This window comes from Devosia sp., from assembly GCF_017307495.1.
In the GTDB taxonomy this organism is placed as follows: domain Bacteria; phylum Pseudomonadota; class Alphaproteobacteria; order Rhizobiales; family Devosiaceae; genus Devosia_A.
In genome coordinates this window covers 72,320-88,810 of record NZ_JAFKHE010000023.1, presented here as the reverse complement: position 1 = coordinate 88,810, position 16,491 = coordinate 72,320, and the positions used below count along the sequence as shown (strand labels likewise).

17 protein-coding genes and 1 tRNA gene are annotated in these 16,491 nt (G+C 62.3%); 12 read left to right on the top strand and 6 right to left on the bottom strand.

Annotated features, from left to right (window positions below; all coding sequences use genetic code 11):
* The first annotated feature begins 265 nt into the window (after positions 1 to 265).
* The gene (locus tag J0I99_RS14985; protein ID WP_291389783.1) at positions 266 to 841 is read left to right on the top strand and encodes an NUDIX domain-containing protein; all 576 of its coding nucleotides are present in this window, start codon (positions 266 to 268) and stop codon (positions 839 to 841) included.
* 66 nt (positions 842 to 907) lie between these two features.
* On the opposite strand, the gene J0I99_RS14980 is transcribed toward J0I99_RS14985, so the two are convergent.
* Together J0I99_RS14980 and J0I99_RS14975 are read right to left on the bottom strand one after the other, a co-directional pair.
* A complete protein-coding gene (locus J0I99_RS14980) occupies positions 908 to 1,129 on the bottom strand; it encodes a hypothetical protein (RefSeq protein WP_291398464.1) in 222 nt (73 codons plus the stop codon).
* Positions 1,130 to 1,267: 138 nt separating this feature from the next.
* Positions 1,268 to 1,477, bottom strand: a complete 210-nt coding sequence (locus J0I99_RS14975; protein ID WP_291389781.1) for a DUF1737 domain-containing protein — start codon at positions 1,475 to 1,477, stop codon at positions 1,268 to 1,270.
* Between the two features lie 75 nt (positions 1,478 to 1,552).
* Between J0I99_RS14975 and J0I99_RS14970 the strand changes: the two genes are divergently transcribed.
* Complete coding sequence (locus J0I99_RS14970) at positions 1,553 to 2,191, top strand: carbonic anhydrase (protein WP_291389780.1); 639 nt, start codon at positions 1,553 to 1,555, stop codon at positions 2,189 to 2,191.
* Between the two features lie 157 nt (positions 2,192 to 2,348).
* Here the strand turns inward: J0I99_RS14970 and J0I99_RS14965 are convergent, their stop codons facing one another.
* The 3 genes from J0I99_RS14965 to J0I99_RS14955 form a co-directional block, all read right to left on the bottom strand.
* The gene (locus J0I99_RS14965; protein WP_291389779.1) at positions 2,349 to 2,765 is read right to left on the bottom strand and encodes a GNAT family N-acetyltransferase; all 417 of its coding nucleotides are present in this window, start codon (positions 2,763 to 2,765) and stop codon (positions 2,349 to 2,351) included.
* 32 nt (positions 2,766 to 2,797) lie between these two features.
* Positions 2,798 to 3,673 (bottom strand): EamA family transporter, encoded by an 876-nt coding sequence (locus J0I99_RS14960; protein ID WP_291398463.1) that lies wholly within the window; start codon positions 3,671 to 3,673, stop codon positions 2,798 to 2,800.
* 195 nt (positions 3,674 to 3,868) lie between these two features.
* Positions 3,869 to 4,909, bottom strand: coding sequence for an aspartate-semialdehyde dehydrogenase (locus J0I99_RS14955; protein ID WP_291398462.1), 1,041 nt, complete (start codon positions 4,907 to 4,909; stop codon positions 3,869 to 3,871).
* Between the two features lie 429 nt (positions 4,910 to 5,338).
* Between J0I99_RS14955 and J0I99_RS14950 the strand changes: the two genes are divergently transcribed.
* From J0I99_RS14950 to J0I99_RS14920, 7 genes are all read left to right on the top strand, one after another.
* Positions 5,339 to 6,532: an NAD(P)/FAD-dependent oxidoreductase gene (locus J0I99_RS14950; protein ID WP_291398461.1), complete on the top strand. Its 1,194-nt coding sequence runs from the start codon at positions 5,339 to 5,341 to the stop codon at positions 6,530 to 6,532.
* A gap of 103 nt (positions 6,533 to 6,635) precedes the next feature.
* Positions 6,636 to 7,649, top strand: a complete 1,014-nt coding sequence (locus tag J0I99_RS14945) for a Gfo/Idh/MocA family oxidoreductase (protein WP_291398460.1) — start codon at positions 6,636 to 6,638, stop codon at positions 7,647 to 7,649.
* Between the two features lie 161 nt (positions 7,650 to 7,810).
* A tRNA-Ala gene (locus J0I99_RS14940) sits at positions 7,811 to 7,886 on the top strand.
* 100 nt (positions 7,887 to 7,986) lie between these two features.
* The gene (locus J0I99_RS14935; protein WP_291398459.1) at positions 7,987 to 9,822 is read left to right on the top strand and encodes a site-specific integrase; all 1,836 of its coding nucleotides are present in this window, start codon (positions 7,987 to 7,989) and stop codon (positions 9,820 to 9,822) included.
* Between the two features lie 17 nt (positions 9,823 to 9,839).
* Positions 9,840 to 10,214: a hypothetical protein gene (locus tag J0I99_RS14930; RefSeq protein ID WP_291398458.1), complete on the top strand. Its 375-nt coding sequence runs from the start codon at positions 9,840 to 9,842 to the stop codon at positions 10,212 to 10,214.
* Entirely contained in the window at positions 10,204 to 11,022 is an 819-nt protein-coding gene (locus J0I99_RS14925) for a hypothetical protein (RefSeq protein ID WP_291398457.1), read from the top strand. The genes J0I99_RS14930 and J0I99_RS14925 overlap by 11 nt, the downstream gene beginning before the upstream one ends.
* Before the next feature lie 160 nt (positions 11,023 to 11,182).
* The gene (locus J0I99_RS14920; protein ID WP_291398456.1) at positions 11,183 to 11,746 is read left to right on the top strand and encodes a recombinase family protein; all 564 of its coding nucleotides are present in this window, start codon (positions 11,183 to 11,185) and stop codon (positions 11,744 to 11,746) included.
* Positions 11,747 to 13,212: 1,466 nt separating this feature from the next.
* On the opposite strand, the gene J0I99_RS14915 is transcribed toward J0I99_RS14920, so the two are convergent.
* Positions 13,213 to 13,557 carry a helix-turn-helix transcriptional regulator gene (locus J0I99_RS14915; protein ID WP_291398455.1) on the bottom strand — a complete coding sequence of 115 codons (345 nt, stop codon included), beginning with the start codon at positions 13,555 to 13,557 and terminating at the stop codon, positions 13,213 to 13,215.
* A 116-nt stretch (positions 13,558 to 13,673) separates the two neighbouring features.
* Between J0I99_RS14915 and J0I99_RS14910 the strand changes: the two genes are divergently transcribed.
* From J0I99_RS14910 to J0I99_RS14900, 3 genes are all read left to right on the top strand, one after another.
* Complete coding sequence (locus tag J0I99_RS14910) at positions 13,674 to 14,885, top strand: hypothetical protein (protein WP_291398454.1); 1,212 nt, start codon at positions 13,674 to 13,676, stop codon at positions 14,883 to 14,885.
* 52 nt (positions 14,886 to 14,937) lie between these two features.
* Positions 14,938 to 15,489 (top strand): hypothetical protein, encoded by a 552-nt coding sequence (locus J0I99_RS14905; protein WP_291398453.1) that lies wholly within the window; start codon positions 14,938 to 14,940, stop codon positions 15,487 to 15,489.
* Between the two features lie 200 nt (positions 15,490 to 15,689).
* A complete protein-coding gene (locus J0I99_RS14900) occupies positions 15,690 to 16,400 on the top strand; it encodes an outer membrane beta-barrel protein (protein ID WP_291398452.1) in 711 nt (236 codons plus the stop codon).
* The last annotated feature ends 91 nt before the right edge of the window (positions 16,401 to 16,491 follow it).

The window sequence follows — 16,491 nt, the reverse complement described above, 5'->3', positions numbered from 1 at the left end:
TCTTGCCGTTCGGACGGACCATTTCGCTCGAACCTGTCCCGCCACACCCTTGGCACGGGCGGCTTGATAGGTCGTGCTGCGAGTTGGTCCATCTTTCGTCCTTGGTGCGGGCGCCCGGTGGAGGTCATGTCCCCGGGTTCCGCTGCTTGGTGTTATGTCTATTCCCGGCTCGCTGGCCCTGCCGTGAAGCCGGTGTTCACATTGGGTTCAGCAACGCGTGGCAAGAGCTTCGGTTCCGGCGCGGGTTCCGGCAGCGGGGGGTAGGGTGAACAGCAGGGTACGGGTGCTCGACGAGGTGGTCCTGTCCGACAACTGGGGCCTCGTAAAGAAGACCACGCTCGAGCTGCGCCGCTCCACCGGCGAGTGGCAGCGCCAGGTGCGCGAGACCTACGATCGCGGCGACGGCGCCGGCATCCTGCTCTACAACCGCGCCCGGCGCACCGTGATCCTCACCCGCCAGTTCCGCTTCCCGGTCTTTGCCCATGGCGAGCCCGGCTGGCTGATCGAGGTCGTCGCCGGCAAGCTCGACGGCCACACCCCGGTCGAGACCGCCCGCAAGGAGGCGGAAGAGGAATCGGGCTACCACGTGAACGACGTCGAACTGGTGCTGTCCGCCTACATGAGCCCCGGCTCGGTCACCGAAAAGCTGTCGCTGTTCATCGCCGAGTACGACGCCGACACCCCGCGCTCGGCCGGCGGCGGCCTCGAGGACGAGGGCGAGGACATCGAAGTGCTGGAACTGGCTATCGACGATGCACTGGGCATGATCGCCACCGGCGAGATCGCCGACGCCAAGACCATCATGCTGCTGCAGCACGTGCGGCTGAAGGGGATCGTGTGAGTCTCCCCTCTCCCCTTGAGGGAGAGGGGTGGCGCGAAGCGCCGGGGTGAGGGGCAGTAGCCCGCCTCACTCCCCGAACGGATCCCCATCCACATCCAGCGTCGCGTATCCCTGCGGCAGCCGCACCTTCATGTCCGTTTCCGCGTAGGGATCGAGCACCAGCAGCGACAGCACTTTCGCCGTATCGAGCGAGGGCCGCACCGGCAGGCGCGGCTGGCTCGCCAGCACCGCCAGCGGCAGGGCTACGGCGGCAAGTCCGACGGCGGCGACAACGGTCTTGATCTGCATTTTCGAACCTCAAGCGTGGCGCATCCCTGCGCGTCATGGGTTCGTTCTACCGAGTGCCCCCGGAACCGGCCTTGAACCGGACGTTCATCCTGCATTTATGCCCCCGCGGACGCCGCATCGCCCGCAGGAACCCGATGGCTAGACGTAGTCGACCAGCTTCCTGTCCGGATCGTAGGGCTGGTCCGACACCACCTTGGTGACGGCCTGGCCGCATTTCATCGTCTTGGTCAGTGCGTCATACGCATAGGTGGCCGACCCATGCAGCACCCAGCCCTCGCTGAGCGCCTTGGTCACCTTGTGGCAAAAGCTAGAGTCGTCCTCGCCCGAGAGGAATCGATAAATCAGCATGCAATACTCCTATGCCCCCCTGCCCGATAATGCCGGGCGTTGAAAATGCCGCGGCAAACAGCTAATCGCTGCGGCATGCATCGGTTTCCAGCATTTTTGCTCGACGGCTACAAGTCGTTCATGTCCGACCGCTACGACGCGGAGCAGGGCCGTTACCGGGAGCTGGCTGACCAGGGTCAGTCGCCGACCACGATGATCATTGCCTGCTGCGACAGCCGCGCGGCGCCGGAGACCATCTTCTCGGCCGGCCCGGGCGAACTGTTCGTGCTGCGCAACGTCGCCAACCTCGTGCCGACCTTCCAGCCCGACGGCGGCCAGCACGGCACCTCGGCCGGCATCGAGTTCGCCGTCAACGCGCTCAAGGTCAAGAACATCGTCGTCATGGGCCACGGCCGCTGCGGCGGCATCCGCGCCGCCCTCGATCCCGCCGCCGGCCCGCTGGCCCAGGGCGATTTCATCGGCAAGTGGATGAACATGCTGTCCCCGGTTGCCGACGCGGTGTCGCGATACACGCTGCTCACCGACAAGGAGCGCCAGACCATGCTCGAGCGCTTCTCGATCCGCAACTCGATCGCCAACCTCAGGACCTTCCCCTACGTCAAGAAGCTCGAGGAAGAGGGCAAGCTCGCCGTCCACGGCGCCTGGTTCGACATCTCGACTGGCGAGCTCTGGGTCATGAACGACGACGGCGACTTCTATCGGCCGGACGTCTGATTCTACGATTGGCCCCCTGACCGCGCTACGGACCGTTCCTGGCGCGCCGGAGCTGCGCATTCATTGAGGCGGCCAGCTACCCAGCGGGAAGGCCAAGCCGAGGCACGGGGTCCGCGCTCTGCCGCCGAGACCAGCCCAGCACACCATCGGCTCCGCTTCAGCCACTGACCGAATCCCGCTCCCACAGGTACATGATGTCCGGCGCCTTGGCCTCGTTGGCGGCGCCGTCGGTGAATTTCACCGCCTCGAACCCCATCCGCTCGTAGAACGCCCGGCCACGCAGGTTGTCGGCGAAGCACCACAGCTGCAGCGTCTCGTTGCGCGATTGGGCGGCCTCGATCAGCGTCCTCCCCACGCCCGAGCGAAGCTGGCCCGCATCGACGTAGAGATGCTCGATCCACCCCTCGAGCTCGGCCATGAAGCCGACGATCCTGCCGTCACGCTCGGCCACCGTGACCTGGTAGTCGCGCAGCATGTGATCGCGCACGAACACCCGGTCCTCTTCGATCGTGTGGAGATCGGGCAGGAAGGTCAGCAGCCGCCGCGATACCGCGAACAGCTCCGCGATCTGCATGTCATCCGCCGGTGTCGCCGGCCGCAGGCTGATCACGCCGCCGCCCGCTTGCTCAGGCGCGGCCCGAACACGTTGATCAGCAGGCCCGCGAACACCAGCGCGCTGCCGATGATCTCAGGCAGCGTGATCGCCTCGCCGAGCAGCAGCGCCCCGCTGGCGATGCCCGCCACCGGCACGAACAGCGCGAACGGCGTCACCTGGCTCGCCGGATAGCGGCTGAGCAGCCAGGCCCAGGCGCCGAAGCCGAACAGCGTCGCGACATAGGACATGAAGGCGATCGCCCCGATCCCGCGCCAGCTGATATGCTCGAGCGCCAGCGGGATGGCGCCCGGCCCGTCGAGCAGCAGCGAAGCCAGCAGCAGCGGAATCGGCGGCACCAGCGCCGACCACACGACGAGCCCGAGCATGTCGACCCGCCCCGCCTTCTTGCCGGCCGTGTTGCCCAGCCCCCAGCATACCGCCGCCGCGATGGTCATGAGCAGCGGCAGCAGCGCCGCACCCTCGAGCCGGTCGAGTGCGATGACGCCGATGCCGGCGAGCGCCACGCCTGCACCGCCCAGTTGCGCCCAGCCCGGACGCTCGCCGAAGAAGACGAAGGCGAGAAAGATGGTGAAGAACACCTGCAGCTGGATCACCAGCGAGCCGAGCCCGGCCGGCATGCCCAGCTTGACCGCAATGAACAGCAGCCCGAACTGCCCCACCCCGATGGCGAGGCCGTAGCCGACCAGCAGGCGCAGCGGCACCGCCGGGCGCTTGACCAGGAACACCGCCGGCAACGCCGCAAACACATAGCGCAACGCCGTCAGCAGCAACGGCGCCACCTCGTCCACCCCCCACCGGATGGCAATGAAGCTCAGTCCCCAGACGACGGCGACGGCAATGGCGAGCAGGATGTGGCGGATGGGCATGCAACGATCTCTACAGCGAGGTCAGTGGCTTAACCCCTCACCCGTCTCGGCCTGCGGCCGATCCACCCTCTCCCCGACGGGGAGAGGAATACGCTGCGGCCCCATCGAGCCACCTCTGTTCTTCTCCCCGTCGGGGAGAAGGTGGCGCGTAGCGCCGGATGAGGGGTGGGAGCACGATGGTCGAAGGCGACAGCCTTACGCCGCCTTCTGCTCCACCAGGTTGCGCGCGATCAGCGTCTCGAGGATCTGCACCGTGTTGAGCGCCGCGCCCTTGCGCAGGTTGTCGCTCACCACCCAGATGTTGAGCCCGTTCTCAACCGTCACGTCCTCGCGGATGCGGCTGACATAGGTGTCGTACTCGCCCACCGCCTCGATCGGGGTGGCGTAGCCGCCGGTCTCGCGCTTGTCGATCACCGACACGCCGTCCGCCTCGCGCAGCGCATCGCGCGCCTCGTCGGCCGAGATCGGGGTCTCGAACTCGAGGTTGATCGCCTCCGAGTGGCCCACGAACACCGGCACGCGCACGCAGGTCGCCGTCACCTTGATCTTGGGGTCGAGGATCTTCTTGGTCTCGACCACCATCTTCCACTCTTCCTTGGTCGAGCCGTCTTCCATGAACACGTCGATATGCGGAATGACGTTGAAGGCGATCTGCTTGGAGAACTTCTTGGGGGTCGGGCTGTCGTTGACGAAGATGCCCTTGGTCTGCGCCCACAACTCGTCGACGCCTTCCTTGCCGGCGCCCGACACCGACTGGTAGGTCGAGACCACCACGCGCTTGATCCTGGCGAGGTCGTGCAGCGGCTTCAGCGCCACCACCATCTGCGCCGTCGAGCAGTTCGGGTTGGCGATGATGTTCTTGCGGTCGTTGCGCGCCATGTATTCGTCGAGCACGTGCGCGTTGACCTCGGGCACCACCAGCGGCACGTCGGCATGGTAGCGCCAGAAGCTCGAGTTATCGACGACGATGGTGCCGGTGGCGCCGATCTTTTCGCCCCACTCCTTGGCGACGGTCGAGCCGGCGCTCATCAGCGCGAAGTCGACGCCGGTCCAGTCGAAGTTCTCGAGGTTCTGCACCTTGAGCCGCTTGTCGCCGAAGCTGATTTCCTGGCCCTGCGAGCGGGCCGACGCCAGCGCGATCACCTCGGAAGCGGGAAACTTCCGCTCGGCGAGGATATTGAGCATTTCACGGCCCACATTGCCCGTGGCCCCGACGACAGCGACGCGATAACCCATTTGAACTTGGTCCTCTTTGCCTTCAGTCCCCCGCGCTGGACCGGATCGGTCCGCGGCACGCATGGCTCAGGCCGCTCCCCGGCGGGAGAGGCCCGGGGATCGGCTCAGGGGGTTTTGGTGGTTTTGGTCGCCGCCATGAGAGCTGCAATGACCGTGCCGGCGGCTTTCGCCACCCCGGCAGTCACGGTCATGTCCAGTTCGCTGCGCATCGCGCCCGATCCTTGTCTCTACGGCGCCGCGTTATCTACGCCGAAATCGCAAATAGTCAATCGGGTATAGGAAATTGCCTACGTCGGCAGTAGGAGCTCGACGCCCCCAAAAACTCGATGTCATCCCGGCGAAAGCCGGGATGTCATCCGAGCTTGGGGCTCGATAGTGTCCATCCCATCGCCCCTATCCACCACCCGCGTCCCGGTGTATCCCCGCGCCATGACCCACTACGACATCATCGTCCTCGGCGCCGGCGCCGCGGGCCTCATGGCGGCCATCGAGGCCGGCAAGCGCGGCCGCAAGGTGCTTGTGCTTGATCACGCCAAGGCCGCCGGCGAGAAGATCCGCATCTCCGGCGGCGGGCGCTGCAACTTCACCAACATCAACGCCACGGTGAAGGCCGGCCGCGACCGCTTCATCAGCCAGAACCCGCGCTTCGCGCTGTCGGCCCTTGCCCGCTACACCCCGGAGCACTTCATCGCGCTCGTCGACAGCTACGCCATCCCCTTCCACGAAAAGACCCTCGGGCAGCTGTTCTGCGACGGCTCGAGCCAGCAGATCGTCAACCTGCTGCTCGCCGAGCTGCGCAAGGCCGGAGCCACCCTCCGGCTCGAGACCGTGATCACCGGCGTCAGCCACGCCGACGCCACCTTCACCGTCACCGCCGAGGACGCTTCGTTCACCGCCGGCGCGCTGATCGTCGCCACCGGCGGCAAGTCGATCCCCAAGATGGGCGCCACCGGCCTCGCCTACCAGCTCGCCACCCAGTTCGGGCTGAAGGTCACCGAGACGCGCCCGGCCCTTGTTCCCCTCACCTTCGAGCCGCGCATCCTCGAGTGGATGGCGCAACTGAGCGGCATCGCCGTCGACCCGACCCGCATCTCGGTCGGCAAGAGGAGTTTTGAGGAAGCGCTGCTGTTCACCCATCGCGGTCTTTCCGGCCCCGCGATCCTGCAGATCTCGAGCTACTGGCGTGAGGGCGATGCCATCGTCATCGACCTCTTCCCCAATGGCGACCTCACCGAAATCCTCCGCGACGCCCGCACCAGCACGCCCAAGGTACAACTCCAGACCGTCCTGTCGCAGCATTTCGCCAAGCGCCTGGCCCAGATCCTGGCCGAGGACATCGGCATCACCACGATGATGGGCGACATCTCGGACAAGTCGTTCGGAAAGATCGAGGACGCGCTGCGCCGCTGGACCATCAAGCCCACCGGCTCGGAAGGCTACCGCACCGCCGAGGTCACGCTCGGCGGCATCGACACCGCCGGCCTCGACTCGACCACCATGCAGGCCCGCACCGTCCCCGGCCTCTATTTCGTCGGCGAGTGCGTCGACGTCACCGGCTGGCTCGGCGGCTACAACTTCCAGTGGGCCTGGGCCTCCGGCTGGGCCGCCGGGCAGGCCGCCTGACGACGGTTCAGGATCCGTTCATCGGCGTGGCGAAGTCGCGGAAGTAGTATGGCAGCGGGGCTGACCATCCGCTAGGTTCGACGCACGATCGAGGGAGGGCATCATGGCCGACAGGAAAATTCGCTGGGGCATCCTCAGCACCGCCAATATCGGACTGAAGAAGGTTACCCCGGCGATCATGAAATCGCCGCTCAGCGAAGTTGCCGCCGTCGCCTCGCGCGATCTCGACAAGGCCAATGCCTACATCGCCGAGCTCGGCCTGACCGGCAAGACGAAGGCCTACGGCTCCTACGAGGAGCTGTTCGCCGATCCCAGCATCGACGCCATCTACAACCCGCTGCCCAACCACCTGCACGTCCCCATGACGCTCGCCGCAGCGCGCGCCGGCAAGCACGTGCTGTGCGAAAAGCCCATTGCGCTCAATGCCATGGAGGCCGAGCAGCTGCGCCAGATGCCGAAGGACATCGTGTTCTACGAGGCCTTCATGGTGCGCCACCACCCGCAATGGCTGCGCGCCCGCGAGATCGCCCGCTCGGGCGAACTGGGCGAATTGCGCGCCATCCGCGGCGTGTTCACCTACTACCTCACCGACCCAACGAACGTGCGCAACCAGGCCGATATCGGCGGCGGCGGCATCTACGACATCGGCTGCTACCCGGTCACCGCCTCGCGCTTCCTGTTCGAGTCCGAACCGACCCGCGCCGTCGCGCTCGTCGATCGCGACCCGCAGATGAAGACCGACCGCCTCGCCTCGGTACTGCTCGATTTCGGCGGCGGCCGCCAGTCGAGCTTCATCTGCTCCACCCAGTCGGTCGGCAGCCAGTCGCTGGAGCTCATCGGCACCAGGGGCCGCGTCGAAATCCTCATTCCTTTCAACGCCCCCGAGGACAAGGCCACCGCCATCCTCATCGACCAGGGCTATGCCCAGGACGGCAGCCTTTCCCGCCGCGAGATCATCCCGCCCTGCGACCAGTACACCGAGCAGGCCAACGCCTTCTGCCGCGCCATCCTCGACAACAAGCCCCTCGAATGGGGCGTCGAAGACGCCATCAGGCACATGAAGGTGCTGGACGCGATCTTTGCCAGCGAGAAGACCGGCACCTGGGCCAGCGTCTAGCCCGGCCCTCGGCGCTTCTCCCGTACAGCGGCGCACTTGTCCTCCCCGTTGCCCAGACCCGTATGATGGGGACGGATGCCGGTGACCGGGCACCACCAGCGACGAGAAAAAACCACTAGCCCAAACCGATCGGATCGGCTAACAAGCCCCCCGATCGGAGCGGGGCTGTAGCTCAGTTGGGAGAGCGCATCGTTCGCAATGATGAGGTCAGGGGTTCGATTCCCCTCAGCTCCACCAGTTCCGACTAGAGCGTTGATCCCGCTCAAAAACCTCTGAAATCCAAGCATTTTCTGTCCTCGCTGCTCCACAACCCTGCTACACATTGGGTATGGACGACATGGGCAAGTATCCCGGCCTAATGCTCCGAGGGTCGGTCTTCTATTATCGCAAACGCGTCCCGGAGGACGTGCGCAACCGCATCACCTCGAACCCCGAGCGATGGGGTCGGCTGTCAGTGAACCCCGGTGCACCGTTCCACGAATGGCGCGAACTGCTTCACGAAGATGGAACAGCGCGTGAGTTGATCATGCGGTCGCTCCGCACGGGAGATCGTCGCGAGGCAGAGCGCCGGTATCTGAAAACCGCTCATGATGTTGCCCATGTCCTCGACGCGATCTTGTCCCGCATGAGCGCAGAGGAACCAAAGGCGACCGACGATGATCTAAGGGCGCTCGCCCTCCAATACTTCGGCCGCCGACAGACGGCCATCGACGACGCGCTTGAAGCGCTGGGGGCCGATCACGAAACGATGGTGTCGAACTGGCGAGACGACCTCATAGAGTTGACTAACGGAAACCCGTTGTCTGAAGCTCCTTTCCTCTCGCTAGCGGAAAGCACGCTAGAGAAGGCGGGGTATATAGGCGATCCGAACGCCGCTTTCATACTTGGCGGCTATCTCAGACGCGCCGAGAAGTCGGCGTTGGAGCGGCGGGTGTTTGGGGTCCTGCCACCGGACGAGACAGATACAATGTTCGTCGGTTCTGCTGGTCGGCTGTCCCATCCTGAGCCTGCCCGTCCCAGCGAGACCAACCCCCGGCGGCTGGTATCGCTGAGGGACGTTCACACGCTGTACAAGGCTAAGAAGCAGCAGAACGCAAGAAGCTCCAAGACCATCAACGGCTACGACTACATTTGGAGCCTTATCGAAGACTGTTTCGATGTCTCCAAGCCGATGTCTGCGGTAACGCGTGATGAAACGGCTCGGTTTGAACAGGTGCTCAGGCGCCTGCCTCCCAACTGGAGGAAGAAGCCTGACTTGGCTCGTCTGTCAGCGCCGCAAGCTTCAGCAGAGGCGGCGCGGCTCGGGCTCAAGCCGATCGCGGCAAACACGCTATATGGCTATCTGTCTGATCTGGCCGCGTTCTTTCGGTGGGCAGAAAAAGAGGACTACGTCGGCAAGAGCGTCGCACATGGTTTGGCGGAGAAGCCGACTGGCCCTCGGAGGCCCGGCCGGTTGGAGTTCGCGCCTCACGACCTTCTTAAGGTTTTTGGCAGCCAATACCGGCAGCTAGCCCGGAAGAACGGGGCGGCGAAACCACCGCCAATCTCAGGGGAGTTGCCGGACGATCCGCGCTACTGGGTGCCTCTTGTTTCGCTGTTCACAGGGCTGCGGCTGGGTGAGATTTGTCAGCTAACGAGAAAGGAAGTCACCAAAATAGGCGGCATTCCTTGCATCGTGACGATGTGGGACGTGTGGGATGAGACGGAGTACTCGGACCGCGAGGAGGAGGAAATCGTGCGCTCGCAGAAGACCGAGGCTGCGCTCAGAGCCATCCCGATCGTTGATGAGCTAATCAGGCTGGGATTTTGGGAGTTTGCACAGCGGCTGCCAGAGGGCTCCAGTCGGCGACTGTTTCCCTCGCTTAAGCCTGACCGTCACGGTTACATCGCCGCACCCGTTTCGCGGTGGTTTTCCAGATACCGGAAAAAGGCTGGAGTAACGGACAGTCGAAAGGTATTTCACAGCCTTCGACACACGTTCCGCAGCGCTATGCGGCGAGCGGAAGTGAGCCATGACGTAGCGGTGAAGATCGGCGGCTGGTCGGCAAAAGGGCTCGGTGACCACTACGGCACTGACAACCTAGTGAAGCTCTCTCGCGAGCAGCTTAATCGTATAGAGTATGATGGCCTCGATCTTTCGCATCTCTATCCTGCCGTCCGGGTGCCCAAGTAAGTTCGAAGGACTACGGAATGCCGTTTAGGTATGGTCCTTTTCATCGGGTTAAGAATGGCAAGACCCAAGATTATGAGACCGCGAAGAAGCAGCTTGCATCGGGTCAGATTTGGGGAAAGGCGATCAAAATCGGCGGCGCCTTCCCCAAGGTAAAGGCTTACAAGCTGCCGCTGTGCGATGGCGGTTCCGGGCCGTTACCTTGTGTGGACAAGGAGGGGATCGAGTTCTGGACCGATGTCGAGCCAACCTCAGAACTCCCGAACGGCGTCGTGTACTGGGAGCGGCGCGACGGGGTACAGGGGCTGATCGAAATCGACGACGAGACAATTGCCATTGCCGTAACCATATCCAAGGTAGTGTATAGTGAGCGGAATGAGTGCAATGCCTCTTAGCGACACATCGCTGTTCATACATCGCAGCATTCAGGACCTCGTGCGCACGCCCGAGGCCAAATTGGTCGGCGAGGGAGAAGACGAACTCGTCTACCTGTTCGGCGGGGACAGCGCTGAGACGGCGGATTTTGGGCTGGTCGCTGACTTAAATGCGCCGAACGGGCGGGAATGGACACAGCTTTTTCATCGAAGTGCAGACAACGTGGCGGCGGTGGCTGCTACCCTCCGGTCGTTGGGTGTCGGAGCGGACGAGATCGCCTCTGCCAAGAAGTGGAACGGAAAGCCTCTGGCTGACCTTGATGATTTGAAGGCGCACTTAACCGGCGAACTGGAGCGCTCCTTTGACCGCAGTTCTCCCCGACAGCGAGCCTTCCTTTCCAATTATTGGATCGTTTTGGATGCCAAGGAACAGACTTACGCCAATTTAGCTCGCGTTCTTGCGCTGAGTTGGCGGACACATTCCGAGCAGTCTCCTCAAGTGCTACTTCTCAATTTCAAAAGGGCGATCCCAAGTCGGGTGTTTTTTTCTCGTAGGGAGCGGGATTTCGCCTATAAGTTTGCCATTTTCAGCGCGCGAAAGAGGCTTACCAACAAGCACCTACTTCAGTTAGCTCTGCGCAAACACGTTGGATTGGATGCTGCGAGCATACTTCAACGGGTCGTTCTTGTGCCCGACGACGACAAGATACGTATCAAAGAAGAGCTTTCCCAAGCCCAGCGGCTCGTTACCGGTGACATAGCGACAGCCTCTATGTTGACGTCGATAACCGCTGGCCATGTAGCGGTCTCGGTTGATCTAGCAGCGTAGCACCAACTCTGTTCCAGACCGCTTAGCCGCGGCTTTGCCTTCTCACACGGGCGGGAGCTAGGGAGACGCGATCGATGAGCGCCAAGGCGTCTCACGGAAATACCGGTTGCAATTTTGAGACAAAGTCTTATAGTGTCTTTGATGCTAGTGAGACAGACAGATGCTCGTTGGATACGCACGAACCTCGACAGCCGAACAGCAAGCAGGGCTGGAAGCTCAGCAGCGCGATCTATTGGGGGCAGGCGTAGAGAGGATGTTTTCGGAGCAGGTCTCTTCTGTGGCCGAGCGCGCCCAGCTAGAGGCAGCGCTGGAGTTTGTGCGCGAGGGCGACGAGTTTGTCGTGACCAAGGTGGACAGGCTGGCCCGGTCGTCGGCTCACTTGAACGACATAGTACAGCGACTGGAGAAGAAGGGGGTTTCGCTCAGGGTTCTCAGCTTTGGAAAGGGGGCCATCAACACCAAGTCTCCGCAGGACAAGTTCTTCGTGCAGATGATGGTGGCGATGGCAGAGTTCGAGCGAGGCATCATGCTGGAACGCCAGCGCGAGGGCATCGCAAAGGCGAAGAGGGAGGGGAAGTACCGGGGGCGGAAGCCGACCGTTCAAGCAAAGGCCGCCCAGATTTTCCTGCTCCACCGGGAGGGCGTGAGTCCGTCTGAGATTGCCAAGCGGCTGGGCGTTGGCAGGGCGTCGGTATACAGGGTTCTCGCCTCCAGCGCAGCGTAGCCGCACCTTCATGCTTGCGTCTGCAACGTCGGCCCGTTCTATAGACGGTAAACAAGACTAGCCGTCAGGGCCAACTTGCACACTCGCACTACGCGCATCAGGCCAGTACGTGCCCTCCCCTATTTTGCACCGGGGTTCACTTTCCGACCCGATAGGGCTTGGACGGACAAACTCGTAATATCCTTCCCTAGCTCCTTTGTTCGGCGCGCTACCACCAAACAGGTTCGAGTAGCCTTGGAGGCCGCTGCCGACGGGCAGGTGTTTCAGGTTCATTCGGAAGGATACGGCGCCTCAGGTTTCCGTCTCACGGTCAGGAAGTTCCGGGGAACGGACCAGTGGCTGTTCGGAGGGACCCTCTGGTTTCGGCCACGTGGTGACGGTCACTGGCATGTGGGCATCGAACTTGACCTCAACCCTCTGCGCTTCTTTTCCCATCGCGGAGTACAGCCCGCCGAAGACCCAACGATCGAAGCAGCCGAACGCGACCTGCGGGTGAACCGTAGAACACGGCACGAAGCTTCACGGCTGACGTTGGACGGCAACGACAACTTCATCCTCCCTGTCCGCGTCCAGCATGCGCTGCGTGCCGACTGGGTCGCCGTGACGACCCGCTACCTTGAGTTGGTTGCCCTGCTTGTCGAACGGGAATTGCTCCGCTGTCGCGATACGGGGCTAGACCTGCAAGTCCTTTGGTCGAATTGGACCGTGCGCCATGCCGAGAGCACTTGGGAGTTTGAGGAGCACGACGCAAGGCAGGTAGCGAGGGAGGTCGGGGAAAGGCTCACCGAGATGCGAGAGAATACCGCAAGGACCACCCACGCAAACAGCACGAGCTATGCCGTGCCCCTGCAATCCAACGTCTCCTTAGGTCTGTATGCCAAGTCGGCCACACGACTGAGGATCGAACTTCGGCACACAGGAAAAATCCGTGCGCGATACCAGCGGCTAGCGCGGACCAGCGTTCTGCCGAACAGGACCCTCAGTGACGTGGGAGACTTCCTTCGCTTCGTGAATGAGCGAGCGTCCGTTCGTCTGAATACGCTCCTAGCCTCACTCGCGTCGATCCCGGCGACACATCCCCGCTCCGGGCCTTACGCCATGGTCGGCTTCATCAACGCTGTCACTAGTAGATGCGCTGAACATGGGCTCCCCTTGGCGTGGCTTCTGCTGCCACTCTTAGAAACGGGTCGCGTGGCAGAAGCGGCGACACGACCGGTTCGAGCAGCATGCGAGCAACTTGTCCTAGATGGCGTTCTACATCGCGTGCGAACCGTTCAACGGGAGAGATGGCGAACATATGGGGTAGCGCCAGCCTACGAAGGTCTGCTTGCTTCGCTGCGAGTGGCCGTCACCGGCCCCCTCGCGTAACCTGCTGGCGGGTTCGCGGCGCACCCGCGCGTGCACGTTTGGCCACTTTCATAGGCGGAACCTGTGGGTCCCCGAAGGACCGAAGCGGGTGCAATAACTTAAGGCTCACGCAGTGCCTTCACCACGCGCAACGCCGTCGCCATCTGATCGTCACGCAGGGCGCGGAGTTGCATGGCCATCTCCGCATCTAGCTCCACACGCTTCGGGCTCGCGGACGTGTCGATGTTCGCGAAGAAGGCTGAGATAGGAACGTCGAGCGCTTCGGCGATCTGAAACAGCGTATCCAGAGGTGGCAGGCTCGCGCCTCGCTCGATGTTGGACAGCGCAGCGGTTGACCTGCCAACTGTCGCCGCCAAGTCTTCCTGACTGATGTCCCGTGACCGGCGCGCGGACCTGATCCGCTGGCCGACTGCGCTTCTGAGTACGTCGAGCTTGCTGTGCATGGCCACGACCATCGGCCGGAGCAGATGTGTCGCACCATTTTGCCTGACTTGTAGAAATGCTGTTTACCGGCAGTCACGCTTTATGTTGCATAGCGTTTCGTGATTTGGGGGCGGCCTTGCATTCACTGGTGTTCGACGGCGACGATTTCGATCATGGCACTTGGCTGAAAAGGTCATCGCTTCAGCCCGCCGCCGAGGTCGGACACGATGAGAAGTGGCTGCAACGCCTTCTCTTCGCCAAGCCCGAGTTGGTGCCCCTAGCGGCCGTGACGCCGGGCACTTTCGGCTACGTGCCGATCTGCCGGGAACTGAGCATCCCCAAGGTGGGCGGTACGGTCTATCTCGACATTTTCGGCGTCAGTGCCGAAGGGCGGCTCGTTTTGGTCGAGTGCAAGCTGTGGCGCAACCCACAGGCCCGCCGTGAGGTGATCGCCCAAATCCTCGAATACGCCTCCCTGCTGCGCCAGTGGTCCTACGCGGACCTGACCGCACGCCTCAAGGTCGCTCTCGGCTGGAGCGGACCCAACCCCCTCTATGAGCATGCCCGAAAGGCCTTTCCACAACTGGAGGAGGCAATCTTCGTCGATGGTGTGTCCCGCTCTTTGGCCCTTGGTGACTTTGCCCTGATTATCGCAGGCGACGGCATTCGCTCCGATGTTCATGCCATCGCTACCCACCTCAACCAGAGCAGCGGTCTTGCCTCCCGCTTGGCCCTCGTGGAGTTTCAGCTTTGGGAAGATGGGCAGGGACAGACCATCGTCGTTCCCAGCGTCCCCCTCCGCACTGAGGTCATCGAACATCGCATCATCGTCTCGCCGGAGGGTCTGCCGGTGCTGCTCGATACCGAGCAGAGCAGCCATGAGGATGCCGAAGCCGTCGTAGACCCGAAGGCCAATGCTCAAAAGGACGCCAAGCGCCGCTTCTGGCAGCGATTTATCGATACGGTCCAGTTCGATCATCCCGACCAGCCCAAGCCGCGTCATGGCGGAACCGGTTGGGTGCGCATGGCACTGCCGTCCCCGGCTGACAGCATGACAGCGTACCGCACCAGAGAAGGCGCGGCAGGGCTGTTCTTTCGTCTGAAGGGCGAGGAAGGGCGAAAGGCGCTAGCAGCCATCCAAGAGTCTCTGCCCGATCTTGAGGACCGCTTGGGCCTGCCCCTCGCACTGGAGGAAGATCACTCCGCCTCCGCCTTCAGCGCGACGGTGTCGATCCTCTATCCGGGTCGCGCCGAGGAGGATGACGCCTTGCTCAATTGGCTCTGCAGGACCGCCAACACGGCGGTCAACACCTTCCGACCTTTCCTGCATCAGCTTGGCAGTGAGTAGGCGGTTCGGCGAAAAAACATAGCAAAGACAAGATTTTAGCGCACACTAGTTCATGAACGATTTGTACTGGAAACTTGACAAGCTTGGCCGCATCCGCCTGTCGCAGAACTTCTACATGCGGCAGTTCCTTTATTCGGAAATCGGAGTGGCCTTCGGCATCCCGAACGCCCCCGACGATCCGGACCTCGCCATTGAGGTTGGCACCAAGCTCTGCGCCGAGGTGCTGGAGCCGCTGGTGAAGCAGTTTGGGCCGATCGTCGTGCGATCTGGCTTCCGCTCAGCCAAGCTCAACGACTTCGGTGCGAAAAATGGGCTCCAGTGCGCCAGCAACGAGAAGAACTTTTCCTATCACATCTGGGATCGCGTGGACGCCAACGGTCACAAGGGTGCGGCCGCCTGTGTTGTTGCACCGGGGTTCAATGACCGAGCGACATCCGCAGATAGCTGGAAAGATTTGGCTTGGTGGATCAATGACAACATCAACTACCACCGCCTCACGTTCTTCACTCGGGACAACGCCTTCAATCTTGGCTGGCACCAGCAGCCAAGGCGAGAAATCTACTCCCGGCAACCCACTCCACACTGGCTGCTGCCGCCTACGTAGGGTCTGTCCGTTTCACACGACCTCAGACGTCGCTACCGGCCCTCCAGTGACTTGGCATCGTTTGCTGCCCAACGGCGCCGCGTGCGCCGTACCCGCCTCCGCTGCTGTCGCCTCGAATGAGACCAGCATGTGGCTATTTGGTTACAGCTTTGGGTCGTAGATCGGGTTAAATTCCAAATTGAAAGAACTGGAGGTTTCTCATGAAGGCTTTTTCTGGGGCTATCGCAGCGCTGCTGCTTACCACTTCAGCATCGTACGCTGCTGACCTGATGGACGAGGTTTACGTTCCTGACGTCGCAGCCGGTGTAGAGGATTGGAGTGGTTTCTACGTGGGCGGAACGGTCGGCGGCGGTCTGTTCTCCTCCACCTTCTCAGACTTCGACGAGAACATATCATATGGCAGCGTCGATCTGTCTGACTGGGGCTTCAGTGCTGGTGGCACGGTTGGCATGAACGCACAATTCGGCTCTGGGGTTGTGGGCATTGAGGCTGACTTGAACTGGTCAAACTTGGGGGCCAGCTTCTATGACAATCTCTACGACACCGACCATGAGAGGATGTGGGACTGGTACTCTACAGTTCGGCTGCGCGCTGGGCTGGCGGTGGACAAGACTCTGTTCTACGCAACGGCCGGGTTGGCGGCGGTTCAAGTGAATTTCAAGGGGGACTACTCTCCTGAGAACGACTGCGGGGACTATGACGGATACTGCTTGGAGGAGTTGCAATTCGGCTTGGCCGCTGGTGTAGGCGTTGAATATATGGTTTCCGACAACGTCAGCGTCAAAGTTGAGGGTCTCTACGTCGGTTTACCCACGACCTATGTTGACGATGACTACGACGACGATGTTGACGCCTATGCAGTTTCGTCGAGCGCTGCTATCGTTCGGGCGGGTTTCAACTTCCACTTCTAGCGGAGCGGCAAGACCGTAACGCAGTCGTTATTTACGTACTATGAGCCCCCAGCGGAGCGATCTGCCGGGGGTTTGTCCGTTGATGTGTTGG